Source organism: Catellatospora aurea, from assembly GCF_042663325.1.
GTDB classification, from domain to species: Bacteria; Actinomycetota; Actinomycetes; order Mycobacteriales; family Micromonosporaceae; genus Catellatospora; species Catellatospora aurea.
Window position 1 is genome coordinate 1 of record NZ_JBHTAC010000048.1, and the last position, 17,830, is coordinate 17,830.

Below are 17,830 nucleotides of genomic sequence, written 5' to 3' on the forward strand. Positions count from 1 at the left end.
CATCAAGCTAGTCGACCTCAATCCAAGATCTATTACTCATGAAAGACCGAGGCTAACGTTTGTCAGCCTCACTGGGTCAAGCTGGCGCTCCCAGGCTGGTGACCTGCGCTGGCTAACGGCAGGCTGCCACGAGCCATCTCCTTTTCTCGGTACCGTGGAAGGGCAGCGTTGAGGCTCGCTGGCAACAGCGTGAGCAGCGAACAGCGGAGTTAACCGCTGGCAGCGTAGTTGCGATGTGTTGTCCGACTGGCAGTAAACCGGGAAACGCAGTTACGGCCGCTTGCCAAGTCCGCGAGTTCTACAATTTAAAGAGAACTGGACATCCAGTGTCAGGCGAAAGGGGCATGCCGTGCCGTGGCCCTCGATCATTACAGGGATCATTGCATTAGTGTCCACAATCCTATCCTTCGTGCTGGCCACCATGACAATGCGTCGCGCGCAGTCTGAGAACATCGCGGCACGGTCCCAGCAGATGGCTTTGACACTGATTCCGAGGCGACTCGATGCCTTCGAGGTGATGTGGCGCGAACTGTTTGCGGTTCAGAGTGGCCAACTGCTTACCGACGAGCGCCTCGACAGGCTGATTAGCGCGTCTCTGTGGATGCCCCCCCATCTGCGCGAGTCGTTACTTCAGGCTGTAACCGCGAAAGATCCGCCAGTCGAACAGTTCAGATCACTGCGCGAACAACTATTGGAGGCAGCCGGAACAGATGAGATAGATGTAGCGATGAAGCGCCTGCGGGAAAGGAGAGGCGGTTAGCATGAACGATCATGCTCAAGTCACCATGGAACCGGATCAACTAGATGTTCTCGCCCTACAGCGAAGGGCGAGCGCCGAAGAAGCCGCCGAATTGCCGCGTCCTGAATTCATCCTAGGGGTCAAGTATTCTGAAGTAGTTTATACTTTTGCGACGGGCTCTATCCCGTTCATGCAAGCCGATCCCACCCGGCTAAGAGAGGATCTTTACGCTCGATTCGAGCTTACGCTCGACAAGATCAACATGGCACCGCTTCTCAGCGAAATGTCGGCAGAGGCCCTGGCCGCCCTTCCCTTCGACGACTGCCTGCGTCGATTGGTGAAGGCCGATAATTCTGTATTGACCTTCGAGGCCGGCAAGTTCCCCGTGCGCCACGGTTTTGTGCCGATTCGAAAGGTCAAAATTAATATAGAGTCCATCCAGGTGGGGGTTGAGGGGGTTAGCAAGATCGCCGAAGTTGTCGCACAGGAGGTCGCCGAGCGTATTTGGGCGGCGGCCGGGGCATTAGGTGAGGCGACTAAGCGATGGGAGGACATCGCTCCGGGGCTAGCCCTGACATCTTATGGAACGTCCACCCGCGTTCAGCTTCCATTTCCGTTTGAAGCGTTATTGGCTCCTGGAGTACGAGACTTTCTTGCCAAGAGCGTGACGTCGGGGCCCAGCTATGGGTCCTGCATGGGGCCACTCTCTCAGTACAACATGTTCCAACCAGCGCAGAATACATCGGTCGTCGCAACACTCGACGAGCTCGATATTCAAGTAAACAGATTCGACACAACGACGGGGTACTCGTATGACGGCCTGCTGAAAATCGGTGTTGTCGCTAGGAACGATTTTGGCACGGGCCGAGTTCTCGTTACTTCGCCGATGCAATATGACCGACACGTCGAGTGCCTGCGGGCGCTCTTGGACTCATGCACCGATTCTCACTGAGAGCAAGCGCAGGACACACCGCTGGGCAGTCCGGTCCGGATGAGCCGCAGCCTTTCGTTGGACTTTGATAGCGCAGAGTCCCTAATCCCGGCGAACTTCCGCCAGGTCAGCACCTAACAGAAGATCGTGGGGCGAGCTAAAACACCGCCCCTGTCGCTCGCAGATGCTAGGTGAGCGGGGGCATCTTGCTGGAGGACTGTCGTCCCCGAGCGGTATCGTGTCGGCACTGATTCGTTCGTACGTTCTAAAAAAGGACTCGCCGCGGGCCAACCCGGCACTTACGGACGGTATCGCTGAGTCGATGCCAGCCCAAGGTCGCAAGAGGTTGGCGCGTGATGAGTCGTTCTCAAAACCCAAGATGTTGTCGACACGAACGCCCTGACGCCCTACATATAGCGTTCGCGTTCGGGCGTGTCGGCTTGATTTGGCGAGCCATCGACGGTTACGTTCTGCGACAGAGACAGAAATGACCCCGGCGTGAGCGCCGGTGTCGGCACCCCAGCCGGGGTCAGGTGGCGATTGGTCCTCGCAGCCGGAACCCTACATGACCAGCATGTCTTCTTGCAGAAGGCACGGTGTGCTGTCGTGCGAAGTCTCACTTGCCTGGGCGAGGGACGCCCCGGCAGTGAAAGGAGGCGCGTCGTGCGCCCCATGCCAATCCGCCGAACTCAGGAGAAGCATCCCGGCTGCGGAGCTATCCGACTTCACTGCGCTTGTTGCGATCTTCCCCAGACGATGCGCGATCGAGACGGCGCACTTCCCAAGATCTGCGCTCACTGCGTAAACCACCAAGGCGAGCGTCTTGAGCGGCAGCTCGAACGGGCCTTGGCGCATGAGCGCATGATTCGCGAGCGGCTGCTCGCTTGTCGCGAGAGCGAAAGCCGTGCCCAGACCAAACTTGAAGAAGCGAACAAGAAGGTCGTCAGCGCACTTGCCAGCCGCGGAGCATTAGCCGTTCGACTGGTTGAAGCGGCTGAGCGAAGCCGGGATCACGGCTGCGCCGCGCAGAGGCTTGCTGTGGACGAGTACGTGGTGAGGTGGGCCGAGAACCATAGGCAGGAAGAGCGGCGCAGGGACTTCTGGTAGCTCTGCGACCCCGGCATCGAGGGGCGGGCGAGGTTGGCCCGCTCTCGGTGCCGGCGCGCGCCGGAGCTGGCGCGCTACCGTGATGGGCATCGTTTCGACGTCTCGCTTGTGGAGGAAGGATGGCGCAAGGCCGCCCTGACATTCCTGTCCCGCTTCAGCGCGAGGTTCTGGTTGAGGCCGGACACAGGTGCGCGATACCAACTTGCCGGACGCATCCCGTGGAGATCGCCCATATTGTTCCGTGGGCAAAGGTCCGGGTTCACGAAATGGTCAACCTGATCGCGCTCTGCCCAACATGCCACACGCGGTATGACCGGGGAGAGATCGACCGCAAGGCAATGCAAAAGTACAAGCAAAATCTGTCGATGATTAATAGTCTCTACAGTTCGCTAGAGCGGAGAGTGCTGGAGCACTTCGCCATAAGGCGGGACATCCAAATTAAGCTAGCTTTCCCTCTCGCCATGCGCGAGATGCTTGGAGTGGAGGAGTTCAATGCGCTTGTGCGGCGAGACTTTCAGGAGCAGGCAGAGCGCATCTTCGATGTGATCGAAACCCAGGAGGCGGCCAACGAGGACGAGATTACCTTGGCGGCCGGAAACCGCCTGTTGCTTTGGCAGCTCACTCGTGATGGGTATCTTCTGCCCGTACCGGGTTCGGCAGTCTTCGTGGAAAACATTCCAGTGCTAGAGACATTTAAACTTACCGATGAAGGTAAGGAGTTTCTAGACCGCTGGATAACTGCCGACTACCTGAACCTCAAAGAGCAAGAGCAGGAATGTGACTGTCATGCAGGTAAGGCATTCGCTTACCACATGCGCAATTGCATACCTGAAAGCCGTATGGATGCAGTTGCCCGTGCAGTTCGGGCGGAAATCAGGGAAGAAATGCGCGGAGCTTAGCTAACTTGCCGCACCCGGCTCCCTGGAGCCGAGGCTGGGGGGTTACTGGCTGGCGGCTGCCAAAGGCTGAGCGCCGAGACCCAGTGCCCGGACACCACGCTGCACTTCGTCGCCGCCTGACGTCGCTGCCACGGCCTAATCCGTGGTCAGTACCATGCAGAAGATCGTGATGACTGTGTCGAACAGCATGCGGCGTGGCAGTGTCGGCCTTGGTCGGGCGGGACTGTCGGCGTTGCGTATACGCGTCTTGTGACGGTCTTGTGACGTGATGCGCGATGGGCGCAGACATCGGCTCGGCAGTTTCGGCATGTGCGAACAGAACTCACCCCGCCGATCACCGACACGGTCCCAGGGTCTCGCCCACGCGCGTTGTGGGCGGACACCGCCAAGGGTGCCTGCATCGTCCTCGTCGTGCTGTGGCACGTGGTCATGAAGGACTACCTGCAGGTCGACTGGCACATCGGCATCCCGCTGCCCGGTGCCTGGGGCACCCTGGGCGAGCAGCTCCTCCCGCTGCGGATGCCGCTGTTCTTCACCATCTCCGGCGTCTTCGCGACCACCGCCCTGGCCCGCACCTGGCGACAGACCGCCCGATCCCGCATCGCCAAGTTCCTCTACCTCTACACCGCCTGGCTGCTGATCCACACCGCGATCCTGGGCACCACCCCCGGCTTCGCCACGGCCCGCGCCGACTCTTCCCTTGCGCTGCTCGAACAGCTCACCATCACCCCGTCGAACCTCTGGTACCTGTACGCCCTCGCCGTCTACTTCGTCATCGCCAAAGCCCTCCACCGCCTGCCCCGCGCCGCGGTGCTCACCGCCGCGGCCGCCCTGTCGGCGATCACCGCAGCGGGCGTGCTCGCCACCCCGGGCGATCGCGGCGGCCTGTACCAGAACCTGGTCTTCTTCCTCGTCGGCGTCTACCTGCGACCTCACATCGAACGATGGGCCGACACCGCGACCGGCCGCCGACTCACGGGGTGCTTCTTCGCCTATGCGGGCGCGCTGATCGCCATGGCCGTCGCCGGCGCACAACGATGGCCCGGGGTATGGCTCGCCGTCGGCCTCATCGCGGTGGCCTTCGGTATCACCGCCGCCGCCCGGCTCACCCGAGTGCCCGCCGTCGGCGGCCCGCTCGCCGCCCTGGGACGCCGCACCCTGCCGATCTACGTGATCCACATGCCCGTGCTGGCACTGCTGCACCAGCTGCTCCACGAACCGATCTCCACCCTCGGGTTCACCGGTCAGATCATTGCGGCGCTCTGCTATCCGGCGGTCCTGTCGGCTGTCGTGATCGCGCTCTGCCTGCTGATCCATCGAGCGCTGCTCAGCCTGGGCGCGTCGTGGCTGTTCGAGCTGCCCCTGTTCCAGGGCCGTCGCCCCGGCCAGCAGTACGCGAACACGGCAACGCCGCCCGTCGGGTGATCACACCCGGCGGACGGCGGAGACGGTCGCCGTGGTTCGCGCTACGGCAACCTGATCACGGCGTTGCGGCCGACCTGCGGCGAGCGTAGAACCAGAAGCCTGCCAGGAGGCCCACTCCGGCCAGGGCTCCGAGCACACCTAGCGCGATGGCGCTGCTCGGGCTGGAACTCTCCGATGCCGCGAGGGCGACCGCAGGTGGTGAGGCTTCAGTGGTCGACTCGGCTGCGGCCGGGCTCGCCATGGACGGTGAGGCACTGGCCAGGCTCGGCGAAACGGCGAGGGTGGTCGGTGCCGGGCTTGCCGCAGCCGCCGGCTTCGGGCTGGCTGCGGCCCGGGTCGGCGACGGCTTCGGCTGGGCGCCGGCGCAGGTGGCGGCAGTGACGCCGGGGATCTTCAGCGGGATCGAGGCCGAGTTGTTCGAGGTTTTCGGGTCGCCCGGGTAGTCCAGGCGGAACCGGCCGGGGGAGACGCACTTCTTCTTCAGCACGAAGTAGTGGGTGCTCGTGTGCCCGCCGCTGCCGCCGTTGTACGTATCCAGCCAGATCGAGCCGTCGACCTTGCAGCGGACGCGGGTGTGGGGAGTGACGATGGTGCACAGGCCGGGGCGCTGCGCATAGAACTTCTCGTCGAGCTGCCGGAAGACCGTGCCGGGTGGCGCGGTGATCTCCCTGACGACCGCGGTGCTCTCGGTGTTGTTCGGCCCGTAGTTGTGGGTCCGTACGACGACGGTCACGTAGCCGATGCCGGTGTCGCCTTTGAACAGGCCGCTCTCCGGGTTCACCGTCGCCAGGGTGACGTTGGCGGACTCGAATTCGATCGCGACGTCGGCGCTCGCCACCTCGGCTGCGGCCGGGCTGCCGGTCAGCGCGATGCCGGCCAGCGCCACGCACATGATTGATGCGACGCGGCGCATACGGTCTCCCTTTGATCGGTGCGGGGACCCTAGCACCTCGTGATGGTGCGCTGCATGCCACGTGAGCTGGCAATATCGTCGTCCGTGCGGCTATCGGCCGAGGATGTGATGTTTTACACCGGGCCGAAGCGGTAGCCGAAGCCGCGGACCGTCTGCACGTAGACCGGCCTGGCGGGGGAGTCCTCGATCTTGGCGCGGAGGCGTTGCACGCAGGCGTCGACCAGGCGGGAGTCGCCGAGGAAGTCGTGCTGCCAGACGGCTTCGAGCAGCTGGTGGCGGCTGTGCACGCGGCCGGGCGTGGCCGACAGGGTGAGCAGCAGCCGCATCTCGGTCGGGGCGAGCCGGACCCGCCGCCCCGACTTGCCGATGCAGAGCGAGGCCCGGTCGATGGTCAGCGCCCCGTGCCGCTCCGAGCCGACCGGCCGCGCGGGCTCGCGACGGGCCCGCCTGAGGACTGCGCGGATGCGGGCCTCGACGATCCGGGCGTGCACCGGCTGGATCACGTAGTCGTCCGCGCCCGCCTCCAGCGCCGCCACCACGTCGATGTCGTCGTCGCGGGCGGTCAGCACGATGATCGGCAAGTCGCCCTCGGCCCGCAGCCGGCGGCACACGTCGAAGCCGTCCATGCCGGGCAGTGCGAGGTCGAGCACGACCACCTCGGCGGCGAACGTACGCAGGCGGGCCAGGCCCTGCTCACCACTGTCCGCGGTCGCGACGATGTGGCCGTGCCGGGTCAGCGCCAGGCGCAGGCCTTCGCGCGCGGTGCGGTGGTCGTCTATCAGCAGTACGCGTGCCATCAGGGGACAGCTCATCGCATGCCCCGTTAGCGGGGCATGAGCCGGTTCGCTCACGCCGTGCTCACAGCCTTGATCGGGATGCCGCTGCGGGCAGCGTCCGGAGTATCCCCCTCACCGGACGCCGCCCGCGGGGTCACTTGCCGGACTCGCTGGAGGAGGTACGGTCCGGTGAGTGGCCGTGGCCGCCGAGGACACCCGCCTCGGTCGCCTTGATGATCGCGTCGGCTTCGGCCTGGGTCAGCTTGCCGGCCTTGACCGCCGCGGCGAGCCGCTCCTTGAGCTGCGCGGTCCGGTCGGCGGCCTTGCCGTCGCGGTTCTCGCCCTTGCCGTTCTTGCCGTCGGGGCGCAGCTGGGACTGCACCTTCTCCAGCGCGGCGGAGACCTTCGCCTGGTCGACGCCGAGTTCCTTGGCGAGCGCCTCGGCCAGCTTCTGCTGATGCTCGGCACGCTGGTCGTTCTTGTCCTTGCCCTGCGCGGTGGTTCCGGCGGACGCGGTCCCGCTGCCGTCGGCGGCCCACGCCGCGGCGGGCGCCGCGATGCCGAGCGCCAGTACTCCTGCGGCGCCGACCGTGACCAGGGTCTTCTTCGAGAACTTCATCATGGGAATTCGTCTCCTTGCGATCGGTGAGTCTCCGACGCTGCCGCGCCTGGCTCGACGAATCGCCGACAGAACCTCCAGCCCTCCTGGCAGAACGGCACGACCTTGCCGGAATTGACCGGCGACGAGCGTTTTCTCCCCAGGCGACGCCCAGCATTCCCAGCCGCCGCACAGGCGATGATCGCTGTCTCAGGACAGAAACTGCGGTCCGACCGCAGATCATGACCTGAGACGGCGATCATGGCCCGGAACGATCACCCGGAGCGGTCAGCCGGCACGATCAGCCAAAGACCCGGCGAGCACGTCCTCGATGCGGATCGGCAGGCGGCGGTGGCGTACGCCGGTGGCGTGGTAGACGGCGTTGGCGACCGCCGCGGCGACGCCGACCATGCTGACCTCGCCGAGGCCCTTGACCCCGACGGGGTGGAAGCGCAGGTCGGGTTCGCCGATGAAGTCGACGTCGAGGGTGCCGATGTCGGCGTTGACCGGCACCGGGTACTCCTCCAGGCTCGCGTTGAGCCAGCCGCCGTAACGGGGGTCGACCTCGCCGGCTTCGCGCAGGCTCGCGCCGATGCCCCAGACGATGCCGCCGCGCACCTGGCTGGCGGCGGTGACGGGGCTGGCCACCCGGCCGCAGTCGGCGACGCTGACGACGCGGGGCACCCGGATGCGGCAGGTCGTCGGTTCGACGTGCACCTCGACGAAGTGGGCGATCCAGCTGAACGTGCTGTACCCGGTGAACTCCGGCCCGGAGAGGGCGACCAGGCCCTGCCGGGCGTGCTCGGCGTCCTGCTCGGTCTGCCCGGGTCCGAGCGTCTCGGCGCGGACCTCGACGTGGTCGTGGCCGGTCGCGGCGACGGCGGCGGTCACGTCCACCGGGCCGTTGATCTCGACGGCGAGCTGTTTGCGCAGTTCGCGCAGTGCGGCGTGGACCGCGCCGAGGGTGGAGGCGGTGCCCCACGATCCGGCGGTCAGGTGCTGGGTGGCGACACGGGTGTCGCCGACGACGATGTCGACGTGGCGTACGCCGATGCCCAGGTTCTCGGCGACGAGGAGGGCGATGGAGGACCGGATGCCCTGGCCCATCTCGTGGCCGTCGACCTCGACGCGGATCCGGCCGTCGGCGGTCGCGACCAGGTGCGCGGCAGAGGGCACGATCGAGGCCGGGTACGCCCCGACGGCGACGCCCCAGCCGACCAGGGAGCCGTCGTCGGCGCGCATGCTGGCCGGTCGCTGCTGCCGGGCGCTCCAGCCGAAGCGCTTCGCACCCCGGCGCAGGCACTGGGCCAGGTGGCGGGACGAGAACGGCTCGCCGGTGACGGGGTCGACGGTGGTGTCGTTGGCGAGGCGGAATTCGAGCGGGTCGCGGTGCGCGGCGTAGGCGAGCTCGTCGACGGCGGATTCGAACGCGAACACGCCCGGGTGCTCGAACGGGGCGCGCATGAAGCCGGGCGTCTGGGTGTCCACCCGGGCGAAGGTCTGCCGGCCGCGGAAGTCGCCGATGCCGTACAGGCGTGCGGTGGTCTCGGTGTACATGAGCGGGAACAGGTCGAACCGGGAGGTCTGGTGCTCGACGTCGTGGAGCGCGGCGAGCATCCGGCCGTGCTCGTCGGCGCCGAGGCGGATCCGGTGCCGGCTCGCGGGCCGGAAGCTGGTGTGGTGGAACAGCTGGGTGCGGGACACGACGAGCTTGACCGGGCGGCCGAGCCGGCGGGCGGCCACGGCCAGGGGTGCGATGTGGATCTGCAGCGAGTTCTTCTGGCCGAAGCCGCCTCCGGTGTACGGCGAGATCACTTCGACGTGGTCGGGGTCGATGCCGAGCTGGCGGGCCAGGCCGTGGCGGATGGCGGCGGCGTTCTGGGTGCCCTCGTGCACGACCACGCTGTCGCCGTGCCACCAGACGGTCGCGCCGATCAGCTCCATCGGGTTCTGGTGCTGGGCCGGCTGGTCGTAGACGGCGTCGACCCGCACCGGGGCGGCGGCGTACGCGCTTTCGGCGTCGCCGATGTCGAGGTCGGCGAGGAACGGCAGCGGAATGGTCGCGGGCTGGGACAGGCGCTCGACGCCGGGGGAGTCGAGGGTGACGGCGAACGGCTCCGGCTCGTAGGCGGCCCGGACCAGGTGGGCGGCCTGGGTCGCGGCGGTCAGCGTTTCGGCGACGACCAGCGCGATGGCCTGGCCGCGGTAGGCGATCTGGTCGTCGAGCAGGGGTTGCAGGCTCTGCACGCCGTAGCCGCCGCCCATGACGAAGCCGGGGGACTGCAGGTCGAGGTGGTCGAGGTGGGTGAGCACGAGCAGGACGCCGGGGACCGCGGCGGCGGCCGAGGTGTCCAGTTCGGTGATGCGGCCGCGGCCGGTGGTCGCGGTGGCCAGCACGGCGTATGCGACGTCGTCGGGGAGCAGGTCGGTGGCGTACCGGGCGGCGCCGGTGACCTTCTCCCGGGCGTCGACGCGGCGGGTGTCCACGGGTGGGACGTCGGCGGGATGCGGGTTCATCCGGCGGCCCTGCCCGCGGCCAGGCGCAGCGCGTCGGCGATGGTGCGCGTACCCAGCTCGATCTTGAAAGCGTTGTGGCGGCCCGGACGCGCGTCGGCGAACGCGGCCTCGCCAGCCGCGCGGGCGCTCGCCTCGGTGATCGGCTGCCCGCGCAGCGCCTGCTCGGCCGCGGGCACGCGCCACGGGCGGGTGGCCACGCCGCCGACGGCGATGCGGCACTCGTCAACCCGGCCGTCGCCGTCCAGGGTCAGCGCGACTGCCGCCGAGACCAGCGCGAAGGCGTACGACTCGCGGTCGCGGATCTTCAGGTAGGCCGAGCCGCGGCCCGCCGGGGTGACCGGCACCCGGATCCGGGTGATCAGCTCGCCCGGTTCCAGGGTGTGTTCGAGCTGCGGGGTGTCCCCGGGTTCGCGGTGCAGCCGCGCCAGCGGCAGGCTGCGTGCGCCGCCCGGCCCGAGCACGTCCACCTCGGCGTCGAACGCGACCAGCGCGGTGGCCCAGTCGCCCGGGTACACCGCGATGCACGACTCGCTGCCGCCGAACAGCGCGTGCGAGCGGTCGAGGCCCTCCTGGGCGGCGCAGCCGCTGCCGGGGCTGCGCTTGTTGCACGCGAACGGCTCGCCGCCCCGGAAGTACGGGCAGCGGGTGCGCTGCAACAGGTTGCCGCCGAGGGTGGCCATGTTGCGCAGCTGCTGCGACGCGGCCCGCCACAGCGACTCGGTCAGCGCCGGGTAGTCACGGCGCAGCCGGCCGTCCTCGGCGACGTCGGCCATCCGCGCGCCCGCGCCGAACACCAGCTCCCGCTCGCCGGAGGTGTCGAAGCCGGCCAGGTCGGCGACCCGGTGCACGTCCACGACCGCCGGCGGGGTCTCGATCTCCAGTTTCATCAGGTCGTACAGCGTGGTGCCGCCCGCGAGCAGCCGGGCCTGCGGGCCTGCCGCCGCGAGCGCGTCGACGGCTTCGGCCGCGGTCGCGGCTGCGGTGTACGCGAACGGGCGCACGCCTCAGCGCCCCTGCTGCTCGGCGACGGCGCGCACGGCCGCGACGATGCCCGCGTACGCCCCGCACCGGCACAGGTTGCCGCTCATGTACTCGCGCACCTGGTCGTCGTCGCCCGCGTGGCCCTCGGCCAGGCAGGCCAGCCCGGACATGATCTGGCCGGGGGTGCAGTAACCGCACTGCAGCGCGTCGTGGTCGATGAACGCCTGCTGCAGCGGGTGCAGTTCGCCGTCAGGCCCGGCGACGCCCTCGACCGTGGTCACGTCCGCGCCCGCCACCTGCACCGCGGGGGTCAGGCAGGACACCACTCGGCGGCCGTCGAGGTGCACCGTGCACGCGCCGCACTGGCCGTGGTCGCAGCCCTTCTTGGGGCCGGTCACGCCGAGCCGCTCGCGTAGCAGGTCGAGCAGCGACTCCCGGGTGTCCACGCGCACGTGCACCGGCTCCCCGTTGACCGCGCACGACAGCTCCACCTCGTACGCCGGTTCCGTGGCAGCCATCTCGCCCCCTCGCACGGGTCGGCACATCACCCGATTTTATGACAAACCAGGTCGAGCGGAGCGCCAACGCGGGATCGGGCGGCGGTCAGGCGTGCAGGCTGCGGCCGCCGTCCACGACGATGCGCTGCCCGGTGACGAAGCCCGCGCCCTCGGCGGCCAGGAAGCTGACCACGTGCGCGATGTCCTCCGGGGTGCCCATCCGGCCGGCGGGCACCGTGGCCAGGTAGCCGTCCACGGTGGAGCCCGCGTGCCGCTCGACCGGGATCCAGCCGGGCGCGACGCTGTTCACGGTGATGCCGTGCGGGGCCAGCTCGCGCGCCCAGGCGCGGGCCAGGCCGATCTGCGCGTTCTTCGCGGTGGCGTACGCCGACCAGCCCGGCTGCGGCCGGTCGGCCACCTCCGAGTCGAGGTGCACGATCCGGCCGAAGCCGCGAGCGATCATGCCCGGCGTCAGCGCCCGCCCGAGCAGCACCGGGCTGTGCACGAAGAAGGCCAGCTGCGCCTCGAACGCGGCGCGGTCGGCGTCGCCGATCAGGCCTTCGGGCTGCGGGCCGGTCGCGTTGAGCACGAGCACGTCCACCGGGCCCAGCCGCGCGGCGATCGTATCGGCCAGCCGGGCGACGTCCTGCTCGTCGGTGATGTCGGCGGGGAAGGCGGCGGCGGTGCCGCCCTCGGCGCGGATCTCGTCGACCAGCTCGGCCAGCGGTTTCTCCTGCCGGCCGTTGACGGCCACCGCCATGCCGTCGCGGGCCAGCCGCCGGGCGATGACCCGGCCGAGTCCGCGGGAGCTGCCGGTGATGAGGGCTACGCGTGTCGTCACGGTCGCGATCATGCCAGTGCCGCGGGCGTCGGCCCGGTCCAGCCCGCAGGCCGACCACGAGGCGGAATCCGGTCCGGTGACATGGCACACGTTCCAGGCTCGTCGCCTGCCTTGTTCAGGCCGGCGCGGCCGAATGATGTCACGCAGTTCAGTTCGCCGACATCCCCGCCGTGCCTACTGGGGGCGCTTGCAGATCCGACCCACCCGGGAGACCCGCAGATGTACCCCGCTCTCTCACGCCGGACCGGCCGCCTGGCCGCCGTGCTGGCGCTTTCCTTGACCACGGCCCTGGCCGCCGCCGCGTGCGGCGCGAAGGAGGAGGCCCCGGCCACCGCCTCCGGGGTCGCCGCAGACAAGGCCACCTCGCTCGCCGACTTCGGCGGCATGGACGGGCTGATCGCCGCCGCCAAGAAGGAGGGCCAGCTCAACGTCATCGCGCTGCCGCCGGACTGGGCCAACTACGGCGAGGTCATCGAGGCCTTCAGCAAGAAGTACGGCATCAAGGTCAACAGTGACAATCCCGACGGCTCCAGCGCCGACGAGCTCACCGCGGTGAAGACCCTCAAGGGCCAGGACCGGGCCCCCGACGTGCTCGACCTCGGGGTCGCGTTCGCCATCAGCGGCGCGCAGGAGGGTCTGTTCGCGCCGTACAAGGTCGCCGCGTGGGACAAGATCCCGGCCTCGCAGAAGGACGCCGAGGGCCGCTGGTTCAACGACTACGGCGGTTACGTGTCGATCGGCTGCGACGCCAAGCGCGTCGCGGTCTGCCCGCAGACCTTCGCCGACCTGAAGAAGCCCGAGTACAAGGGCAAGGTCGCCCTCAACGGCAACCCGACCAAGGCGGGGGCGGCGATCGCCGCGGTGTACGCCGCGTCGCTGGCCAACGGCGGCAGCTTCGACGACATCCAGCCCGGCATCGACTTCTTCGCCGCGCTGAACATGTCCGGCAACTTCATCCCGGTGGAGTCCACCCCGGCCACGGTCGAGAAGGGCGAGACCCCGATCAGCCTGGACTGGGACTACCTGAACGCCGGGTACGCCAAGCAGTTCGCCGCCAAGGGCATCGACTGGAAGGTCGCCATCCCCGCCGACGGCAAGTACGCCAACTTCTACGCGCAGGCCGTCAACCTCGACGCGCCGCACCCCGCCGCCGCGCGGCTGTGGCAGGAGTTCCTCTACAGCGCCGAGGGCCAGAACCTGTGGCTGAAGGGCTTCGCCCGCCCCGTCCTGCTGCCCGGCATGATCACCGACGGTACGGCGCAGGCCGACCTGGTGTCCGCGCTGCCGAAGGTCGAGGGCGAGCCGAGCTTCCCGACCCCCGCGCAGAACGACAAGGCCAAGGCCGACCTCGTCGCCAACTGGGCCAAGGCCCTGGCCGGCTGACCGATGCCGACCGCCGTCACCACCGTGTCCCCGCCCGTGCCGGACGCCGCCCCCACGGCGTCCGGCCGGGCGGGGGCCCGCCGTAGCTCTGCCACCCTGGCCGCGCTGCCGCTGCTGGCCTTCGTCACCGTCTTCTTCGGCCTGCCGATGATCGCGGTCGGAGTCGGCGCGGTCACCGTCACCGACCGCGCCACAGGCACGACCAGCCTGACCGCCGACAACCTGGCCCGCTCCGTGCAGGGCGCCTACCTCGACGCGCTCACCAGCAGCATCAAGCTGTCGCTGGTCACCGCCGCGCTCGGCGTGGTGCTCGGCACGCTGCTCGCCCAGGCCGTCGTCGCCAGCCGGCTGCCCGGCCTGCGTTACCTCGTCGTCACCGCCTCCGGGGTGCTGGCCAACTTCGGCGGCGTGCCGCTGGCCTTCGCGTTCATCGCCACCCTGGGCATCTCCGGCGTGATGACCGAACTGCTGCACCTGACCGAGGCCGGGTGGAGCCTCTACACCCCCGCCGGGCTGGCCGTGGTCTACCTGTACTTCCTCATCCCGCTGATGGTGCTGGTCATCGCGCCCGCGCTGGACGGACTGCGCCCCCAGTGGCGCGAGGCCGCCGCCAACTGCGGGGCCACCGGCTGGCAGTTCTGGCGGCTGATCGGCCTGCCCGTGCTCGGCCCGTCGCTGCTCGGCGGCTTCGTGCTGCTGTTCGGCACCGCCTTCGCCGCGTACGCCACCGCCGCGGCCATGGTCGGCAGCGTGCTGCCCCTGGTCACCCTGCAGATCGCCGACGCGCTGTCGGGCAACGTGCTGATCGGGCAGGAGGGCGTCGCGTCCGCGCTGGCCCTGGACATGGTGGTCGTGGCCGGGCTGGTCATGGCGATCTACCTGCCCCTGCAACGACGGAGCGCCCGATGGCTGCGCTGACCCGCCGCGCCCGCGCCTGGCACGGCGCCGTCCTGGCCCTGGCCGGGCTCTACTTCGCCGCGCCGCTGATCGCGTCGTTCGTGTTCACCGTCGACGTGCCGGGGCAGGGCCTGACCGGGCAGGCGTACACGCAGATCCTCGGCGCGCCCGGTTTCCTGGACGGGCTCGGGCTGTCGCTGCTGCTCGCCGTCGCCACGATCGTGCTGGTGCTGGCGCTGGTGGTGCCCGCGATGGTCGCGGTGCGGCTGCGGCCCGGCCGGCTCGGCACGGTCATCGAGGTGCTGTGCACCCTGCCGCTGGTCGTGCCGCCCATCGCGTTCGTCGCCGGGATCGGCTCCATCCTGCAGCTCGGCCCCGAACGGCTCTCCCGCACCCCGCTGTACCAGACGTTCCTCGCCGTGCAGGACGAACGCTTCCCGCTCGCGCTCGTACTGTCGTACACGGTGCTGGCGCTGCCGTTCGTCTTCCGCTCCCTCGACTCGGGCCTGCGCGCCGTCGACGTGCCGACGCTGACCGAGGCCGCCCGCAACTGCGGGGCGAGCTGGTGGCAGGTGCTCGTCCGGGTGCTGCTGCCCAACCTGCGCAGCTCGCTGGCCGGGGCCGCGTTCCTGACGCTGGCACTGGTGCTGGGCGAGTACACCATCGCCCGGATCCTGACCTTCGAGACCTTCCCGGTGTGGATCGTCAAGGTCAGCGGCAGCGAGGCGCGGCTGTCGGTCGCGGTGTCGCTGCTCAGCCTCCTGATCACCTGGCTGCTGCTGCTCGCGCTGTCGAGTGCGGGCACCCGGACCACCAAGAACGAGGAAAAGCGATGACCATGTCGGCGAAGAGTGCGGGGGCGGGCGTCGAGTTCCGCGCCCTGCGGCGCACGTTCGGCAGCACCGTGGCGCTGGACGGGCTCGACCTCGCCATCGCGCCCGGGGAGCTGCTGGCGCTGCTCGGGCCTTCAGGCTGCGGCAAGACGACCGCGCTGCGCATGGTCGCCGGGTTCGACCACCCCGACTCGGGGCAGGTGCTCGTCGACGGGGCCGACATCGTCGGGGTGCCCGCCAACAAACGCGACGCGGGCATGGTGTTCCAGTCGTACAGCCTTTTCCCGAACCTGACCGCGCGCGACAACGTCGCGTTCGGGCCGCGCATCCGCAAGGTCGACGCGGCGACCCGCCGGGCCCGCGCCGACGAGCTGCTCGCGATGGTCGGCCTGCCCACCCAGGGCGACCGGTATCCGCACCAGCTGTCCGGAGGCCAGCAGCAGCGGGTCGCGCTGGCTCGCGCGCTGGCCCTGCAGCCCCGCGTGCTGCTGCTCGACGAGCCGCTGTCGGCGCTGGACGCGCAGGTGCGGCTCACCCTGCGGGAGGAGATCTCCCGGCTGCAGAAGAACCTCGGCATCACCACGATCTTCGTGACGCACGACCAGGAGGAGGCGCTGTCCATGGCCGACCGGGTCGCGGTGCTGCGCGACGGGCGGCTGGAGCAGTGCGCGACACCGGTCGAGCTGTACCACCACCCGGCGACCGCGTTCGTGGCCGAGTTCGTCGGCACCATGAACCGTGTGCCGGGGCTGCTCACCGGCGAGGGCCGCGTCGAGGTGGCGGGGCAGCGGCTGCCGGTGCTCGGTGACGTCCCCGCCGAGAACACGGTGGACGTGCTGATCCGGCCCGAGGACGTACACGTCAGCGCCGACGCCGACGGGGCGGCCCGGGTCGTGACAGTGTCGTTCCTGGGGCCGACCACGCGGCTGTTCGTGGAGCTGCCGGGCGGGGTCGGGGTCAAGGCCGACCTGGCCACCCGCCAGGCCGCGGGCCTCGGTCCGGGTGCCGCCGTCCGGGTGGAGCTGGCCGAGCATCCGGTACGGGTGGCCGCGTCACGCTGACGCTCCGAGCAGGCACGGCAACGATCTGGAGCGGCCGTTGCCGTGCCGCCCGGCGCCACCGCTTGTCGTCGGACCCGCGCCGTAGTGTGCGTGACCTCGGTCCGGTGGATTACTGGGAGTGGTGATGGGTGCGAAGACCGCGTTGCTGGCGTTCGCCGACGGGGACCTCCGTGCGGCTCTGCGGGACGCGGCACCCGCCGGGCGCGCCGAGGCGGAACAGGCGGTGCGCCGGATCCACCCCGGACGCCGGGTCGAGTGGCACAAGGAGACCTCTCTCGACGACGTCCACCCGGCCGACATCGTCACCAACGCCGTCGTCCTGGCCGGTGCGGAGGTCTTCTGCGACCGGCGGCTCGTCCTCGGCCGGCCGTCGGAGCTGCCCGAGCACCTGCTCGCCCTCGGCGCGGGTCGGCGCATCGTCATGCACGGGATGCACTCGGTCGTCGACTGGTTGTGCTTCGCGGTCTGGGAGGACGGCCGCCTGGTCCGGTCGCTGAGCCTGTCGCCGGACAGCGGCATCATCGAGGACATCGGCGAGCGGTACCCGTTCGAGCTGCCCTACTGGGCCGGCGAGCACCCGGTCGAACCCTGGCCGGACGATGACGACGACGAGCCCTACCCGCTGCCGTTCCACCCGCTCGAACTCGGCGAGGACGCGCTGCGCGCGCTGTTCGGGTTCGTCCAGGAAGGTATGCCAGGCCCGGACGACATCGACGAGCACTCCGTGCCCATGCACGGCTTTCTGGTCATCTGAGCCGCCGCTGCGCCCGGTGGCGGCCGTCGGGCCGGCACCGGGCGCGGTACGGGATCAGGGCAGGGTGTACCTGACCTGGTAGGAGCCGCCGTCGCCGACGTAGTAAGCCCAGCTGCCGATGCTGCTGCTCGCCGTGGCGACCATGTCGTCATTGGACAGGTACATGGCGGTCGTGTTGCGCAGCGTGGCCCGCATCTCCGAGATCATCGTGCTGGCCGGCTTCCAGAACGAGATCTGGTACTGGTTGTACATGTTGTTGCCGATCCAGGCGATCTCACCGGCGGTGAGATCGTTGTCGTAGTCCTCCTCGACCATCAGCGAGATGAGCCGCCAGGTGCTGTTGCTCACGCCGCCGGCGATGGACGCGTTCGGGCTGTAGGAGTCGCCGCTGGCGATCTCGTCGTCCCAGCCGCCGGGGCCCCACTTGCCGAAGGCCGTCGCACCGGGGTTGGTCGTGCTGGCCGCGAAGACCAGGAAGTACGGGCTGTCGTCGCCGATCTCGTCGGTCTCCTCGTTGCAGATGACGGTCGCGACCTTCAGCGTGGTGGCGGCCTGCGCCGGGGTGCCGACGGCGAGGCCCGCCGCGAGCGCGACGCCGGTCAGCGCGCCGAACGCGCCGAGCCTGCGCAGGAGGGAGGTGGCTTGCATGGGGGACTCCGTTCCGCCGCGGGCCGGACG

At 69.1% G+C, this 17,830-nt stretch carries 18 protein-coding genes; 10 read left to right on the forward strand and 8 right to left on the reverse strand.

Annotated elements, in window-relative coordinates; all coding sequences use genetic code 11:
* Positions 1 to 409 precede the first annotated feature (409 nt).
* From ACFQO7_RS31210 to ACFQO7_RS31230, 5 genes are all read left to right on the forward strand, one after another.
* Complete coding sequence (locus ACFQO7_RS31210; RefSeq protein WP_376809746.1) at positions 410 to 760, forward strand: hypothetical protein; 351 nt, start codon at positions 410 to 412, stop codon at positions 758 to 760.
* Between the two features lies 1 nt (position 761).
* Positions 762 to 1,691 carry a hypothetical protein gene (locus tag ACFQO7_RS31215; protein WP_376809747.1) on the forward strand — a complete coding sequence of 310 codons (930 nt, stop codon included), beginning with the start codon at positions 762 to 764 and terminating at the stop codon, positions 1,689 to 1,691.
* A 735-nt stretch (positions 1,692 to 2,426) separates the two neighbouring features.
* Positions 2,427 to 2,777 carry a hypothetical protein gene (locus ACFQO7_RS31220; protein ID WP_376809748.1) on the forward strand — a complete coding sequence of 117 codons (351 nt, stop codon included), beginning with the start codon at positions 2,427 to 2,429 and terminating at the stop codon, positions 2,775 to 2,777.
* Between the two features lie 119 nt (positions 2,778 to 2,896).
* Complete coding sequence (locus ACFQO7_RS31225; RefSeq protein WP_376809749.1) at positions 2,897 to 3,676, forward strand: HNH endonuclease signature motif containing protein; 780 nt, start codon at positions 2,897 to 2,899, stop codon at positions 3,674 to 3,676.
* A gap of 309 nt (positions 3,677 to 3,985) precedes the next feature.
* Entirely contained in the window at positions 3,986 to 5,101 is a 1,116-nt protein-coding gene (locus ACFQO7_RS31230) for an acyltransferase family protein (RefSeq protein ID WP_376809750.1), read from the forward strand.
* Positions 5,102 to 5,156: 55 nt separating this feature from the next.
* On the opposite strand, the gene ACFQO7_RS31235 is transcribed toward ACFQO7_RS31230, so the two are convergent.
* From ACFQO7_RS31235 to ACFQO7_RS31265, 7 genes are all read right to left on the reverse strand, one after another.
* Positions 5,157 to 6,014 (reverse strand): hypothetical protein, encoded by an 858-nt coding sequence (locus tag ACFQO7_RS31235; RefSeq protein ID WP_376809751.1) that lies wholly within the window; start codon positions 6,012 to 6,014, stop codon positions 5,157 to 5,159.
* A 113-nt stretch (positions 6,015 to 6,127) separates the two neighbouring features.
* Complete coding sequence (locus ACFQO7_RS31240; RefSeq protein WP_376809752.1) at positions 6,128 to 6,811, reverse strand: response regulator; 684 nt, start codon at positions 6,809 to 6,811, stop codon at positions 6,128 to 6,130.
* Between the two features lie 133 nt (positions 6,812 to 6,944).
* Positions 6,945 to 7,412: a hypothetical protein gene (locus ACFQO7_RS31245; RefSeq protein WP_376809753.1), complete on the reverse strand. Its 468-nt coding sequence runs from the start codon at positions 7,410 to 7,412 to the stop codon at positions 6,945 to 6,947.
* A gap of 264 nt (positions 7,413 to 7,676) precedes the next feature.
* Positions 7,677 to 9,905 (reverse strand): xanthine dehydrogenase family protein molybdopterin-binding subunit, encoded by a 2,229-nt coding sequence (locus ACFQO7_RS31250; RefSeq protein WP_376809754.1) that lies wholly within the window; start codon positions 9,903 to 9,905, stop codon positions 7,677 to 7,679.
* Positions 9,902 to 10,906, reverse strand: a complete 1,005-nt coding sequence (locus ACFQO7_RS31255; RefSeq protein ID WP_376809755.1) for an FAD binding domain-containing protein — start codon at positions 10,904 to 10,906, stop codon at positions 9,902 to 9,904. Before ACFQO7_RS31255 ends, ACFQO7_RS31250 begins: the two co-directional genes overlap by 4 nt.
* Before the next feature lie 3 nt (positions 10,907 to 10,909).
* Positions 10,910 to 11,404: a (2Fe-2S)-binding protein gene (locus ACFQO7_RS31260; RefSeq protein ID WP_376809756.1), complete on the reverse strand. Its 495-nt coding sequence runs from the start codon at positions 11,402 to 11,404 to the stop codon at positions 10,910 to 10,912.
* Positions 11,405 to 11,489: 85 nt separating this feature from the next.
* Positions 11,490 to 12,224 (reverse strand): SDR family NAD(P)-dependent oxidoreductase, encoded by a 735-nt coding sequence (locus ACFQO7_RS31265; RefSeq protein ID WP_376809757.1) that lies wholly within the window; start codon positions 12,222 to 12,224, stop codon positions 11,490 to 11,492.
* Positions 12,225 to 12,443: 219 nt separating this feature from the next.
* Here ACFQO7_RS31265 and ACFQO7_RS31270 point away from each other — a divergent pair, with 219 nt between their 5' ends.
* From ACFQO7_RS31270 to ACFQO7_RS31290, 5 genes are all read left to right on the forward strand, one after another.
* Positions 12,444 to 13,607, forward strand: a complete 1,164-nt coding sequence (locus ACFQO7_RS31270; protein ID WP_376809758.1) for an ABC transporter substrate-binding protein — start codon at positions 12,444 to 12,446, stop codon at positions 13,605 to 13,607.
* Positions 13,608 to 13,610: 3 nt separating this feature from the next.
* A complete protein-coding gene (locus tag ACFQO7_RS31275) occupies positions 13,611 to 14,525 on the forward strand; it encodes an ABC transporter permease (protein ID WP_376809759.1) in 915 nt (304 codons plus the stop codon).
* Entirely contained in the window at positions 14,513 to 15,340 is an 828-nt protein-coding gene (locus ACFQO7_RS31280; RefSeq protein ID WP_376809760.1) for an ABC transporter permease, read from the forward strand. Before ACFQO7_RS31275 ends, ACFQO7_RS31280 begins: the two co-directional genes overlap by 13 nt.
* Entirely contained in the window at positions 15,337 to 16,398 is a 1,062-nt protein-coding gene (locus ACFQO7_RS31285; protein ID WP_376809761.1) for an ABC transporter ATP-binding protein, read from the forward strand. The genes ACFQO7_RS31280 and ACFQO7_RS31285 overlap by 4 nt, the downstream gene beginning before the upstream one ends.
* Before the next feature lie 124 nt (positions 16,399 to 16,522).
* Positions 16,523 to 17,152, forward strand: coding sequence for a DUF6928 family protein (locus tag ACFQO7_RS31290; RefSeq protein ID WP_376809762.1), 630 nt, complete (start codon positions 16,523 to 16,525; stop codon positions 17,150 to 17,152).
* A gap of 54 nt (positions 17,153 to 17,206) precedes the next feature.
* On the opposite strand, the gene ACFQO7_RS31295 is transcribed toward ACFQO7_RS31290, so the two are convergent.
* Positions 17,207 to 17,800: a hypothetical protein gene (locus ACFQO7_RS31295; RefSeq protein ID WP_376809763.1), complete on the reverse strand. Its 594-nt coding sequence runs from the start codon at positions 17,798 to 17,800 to the stop codon at positions 17,207 to 17,209.
* Positions 17,801 to 17,830: the final 30 nt, after the last annotated feature.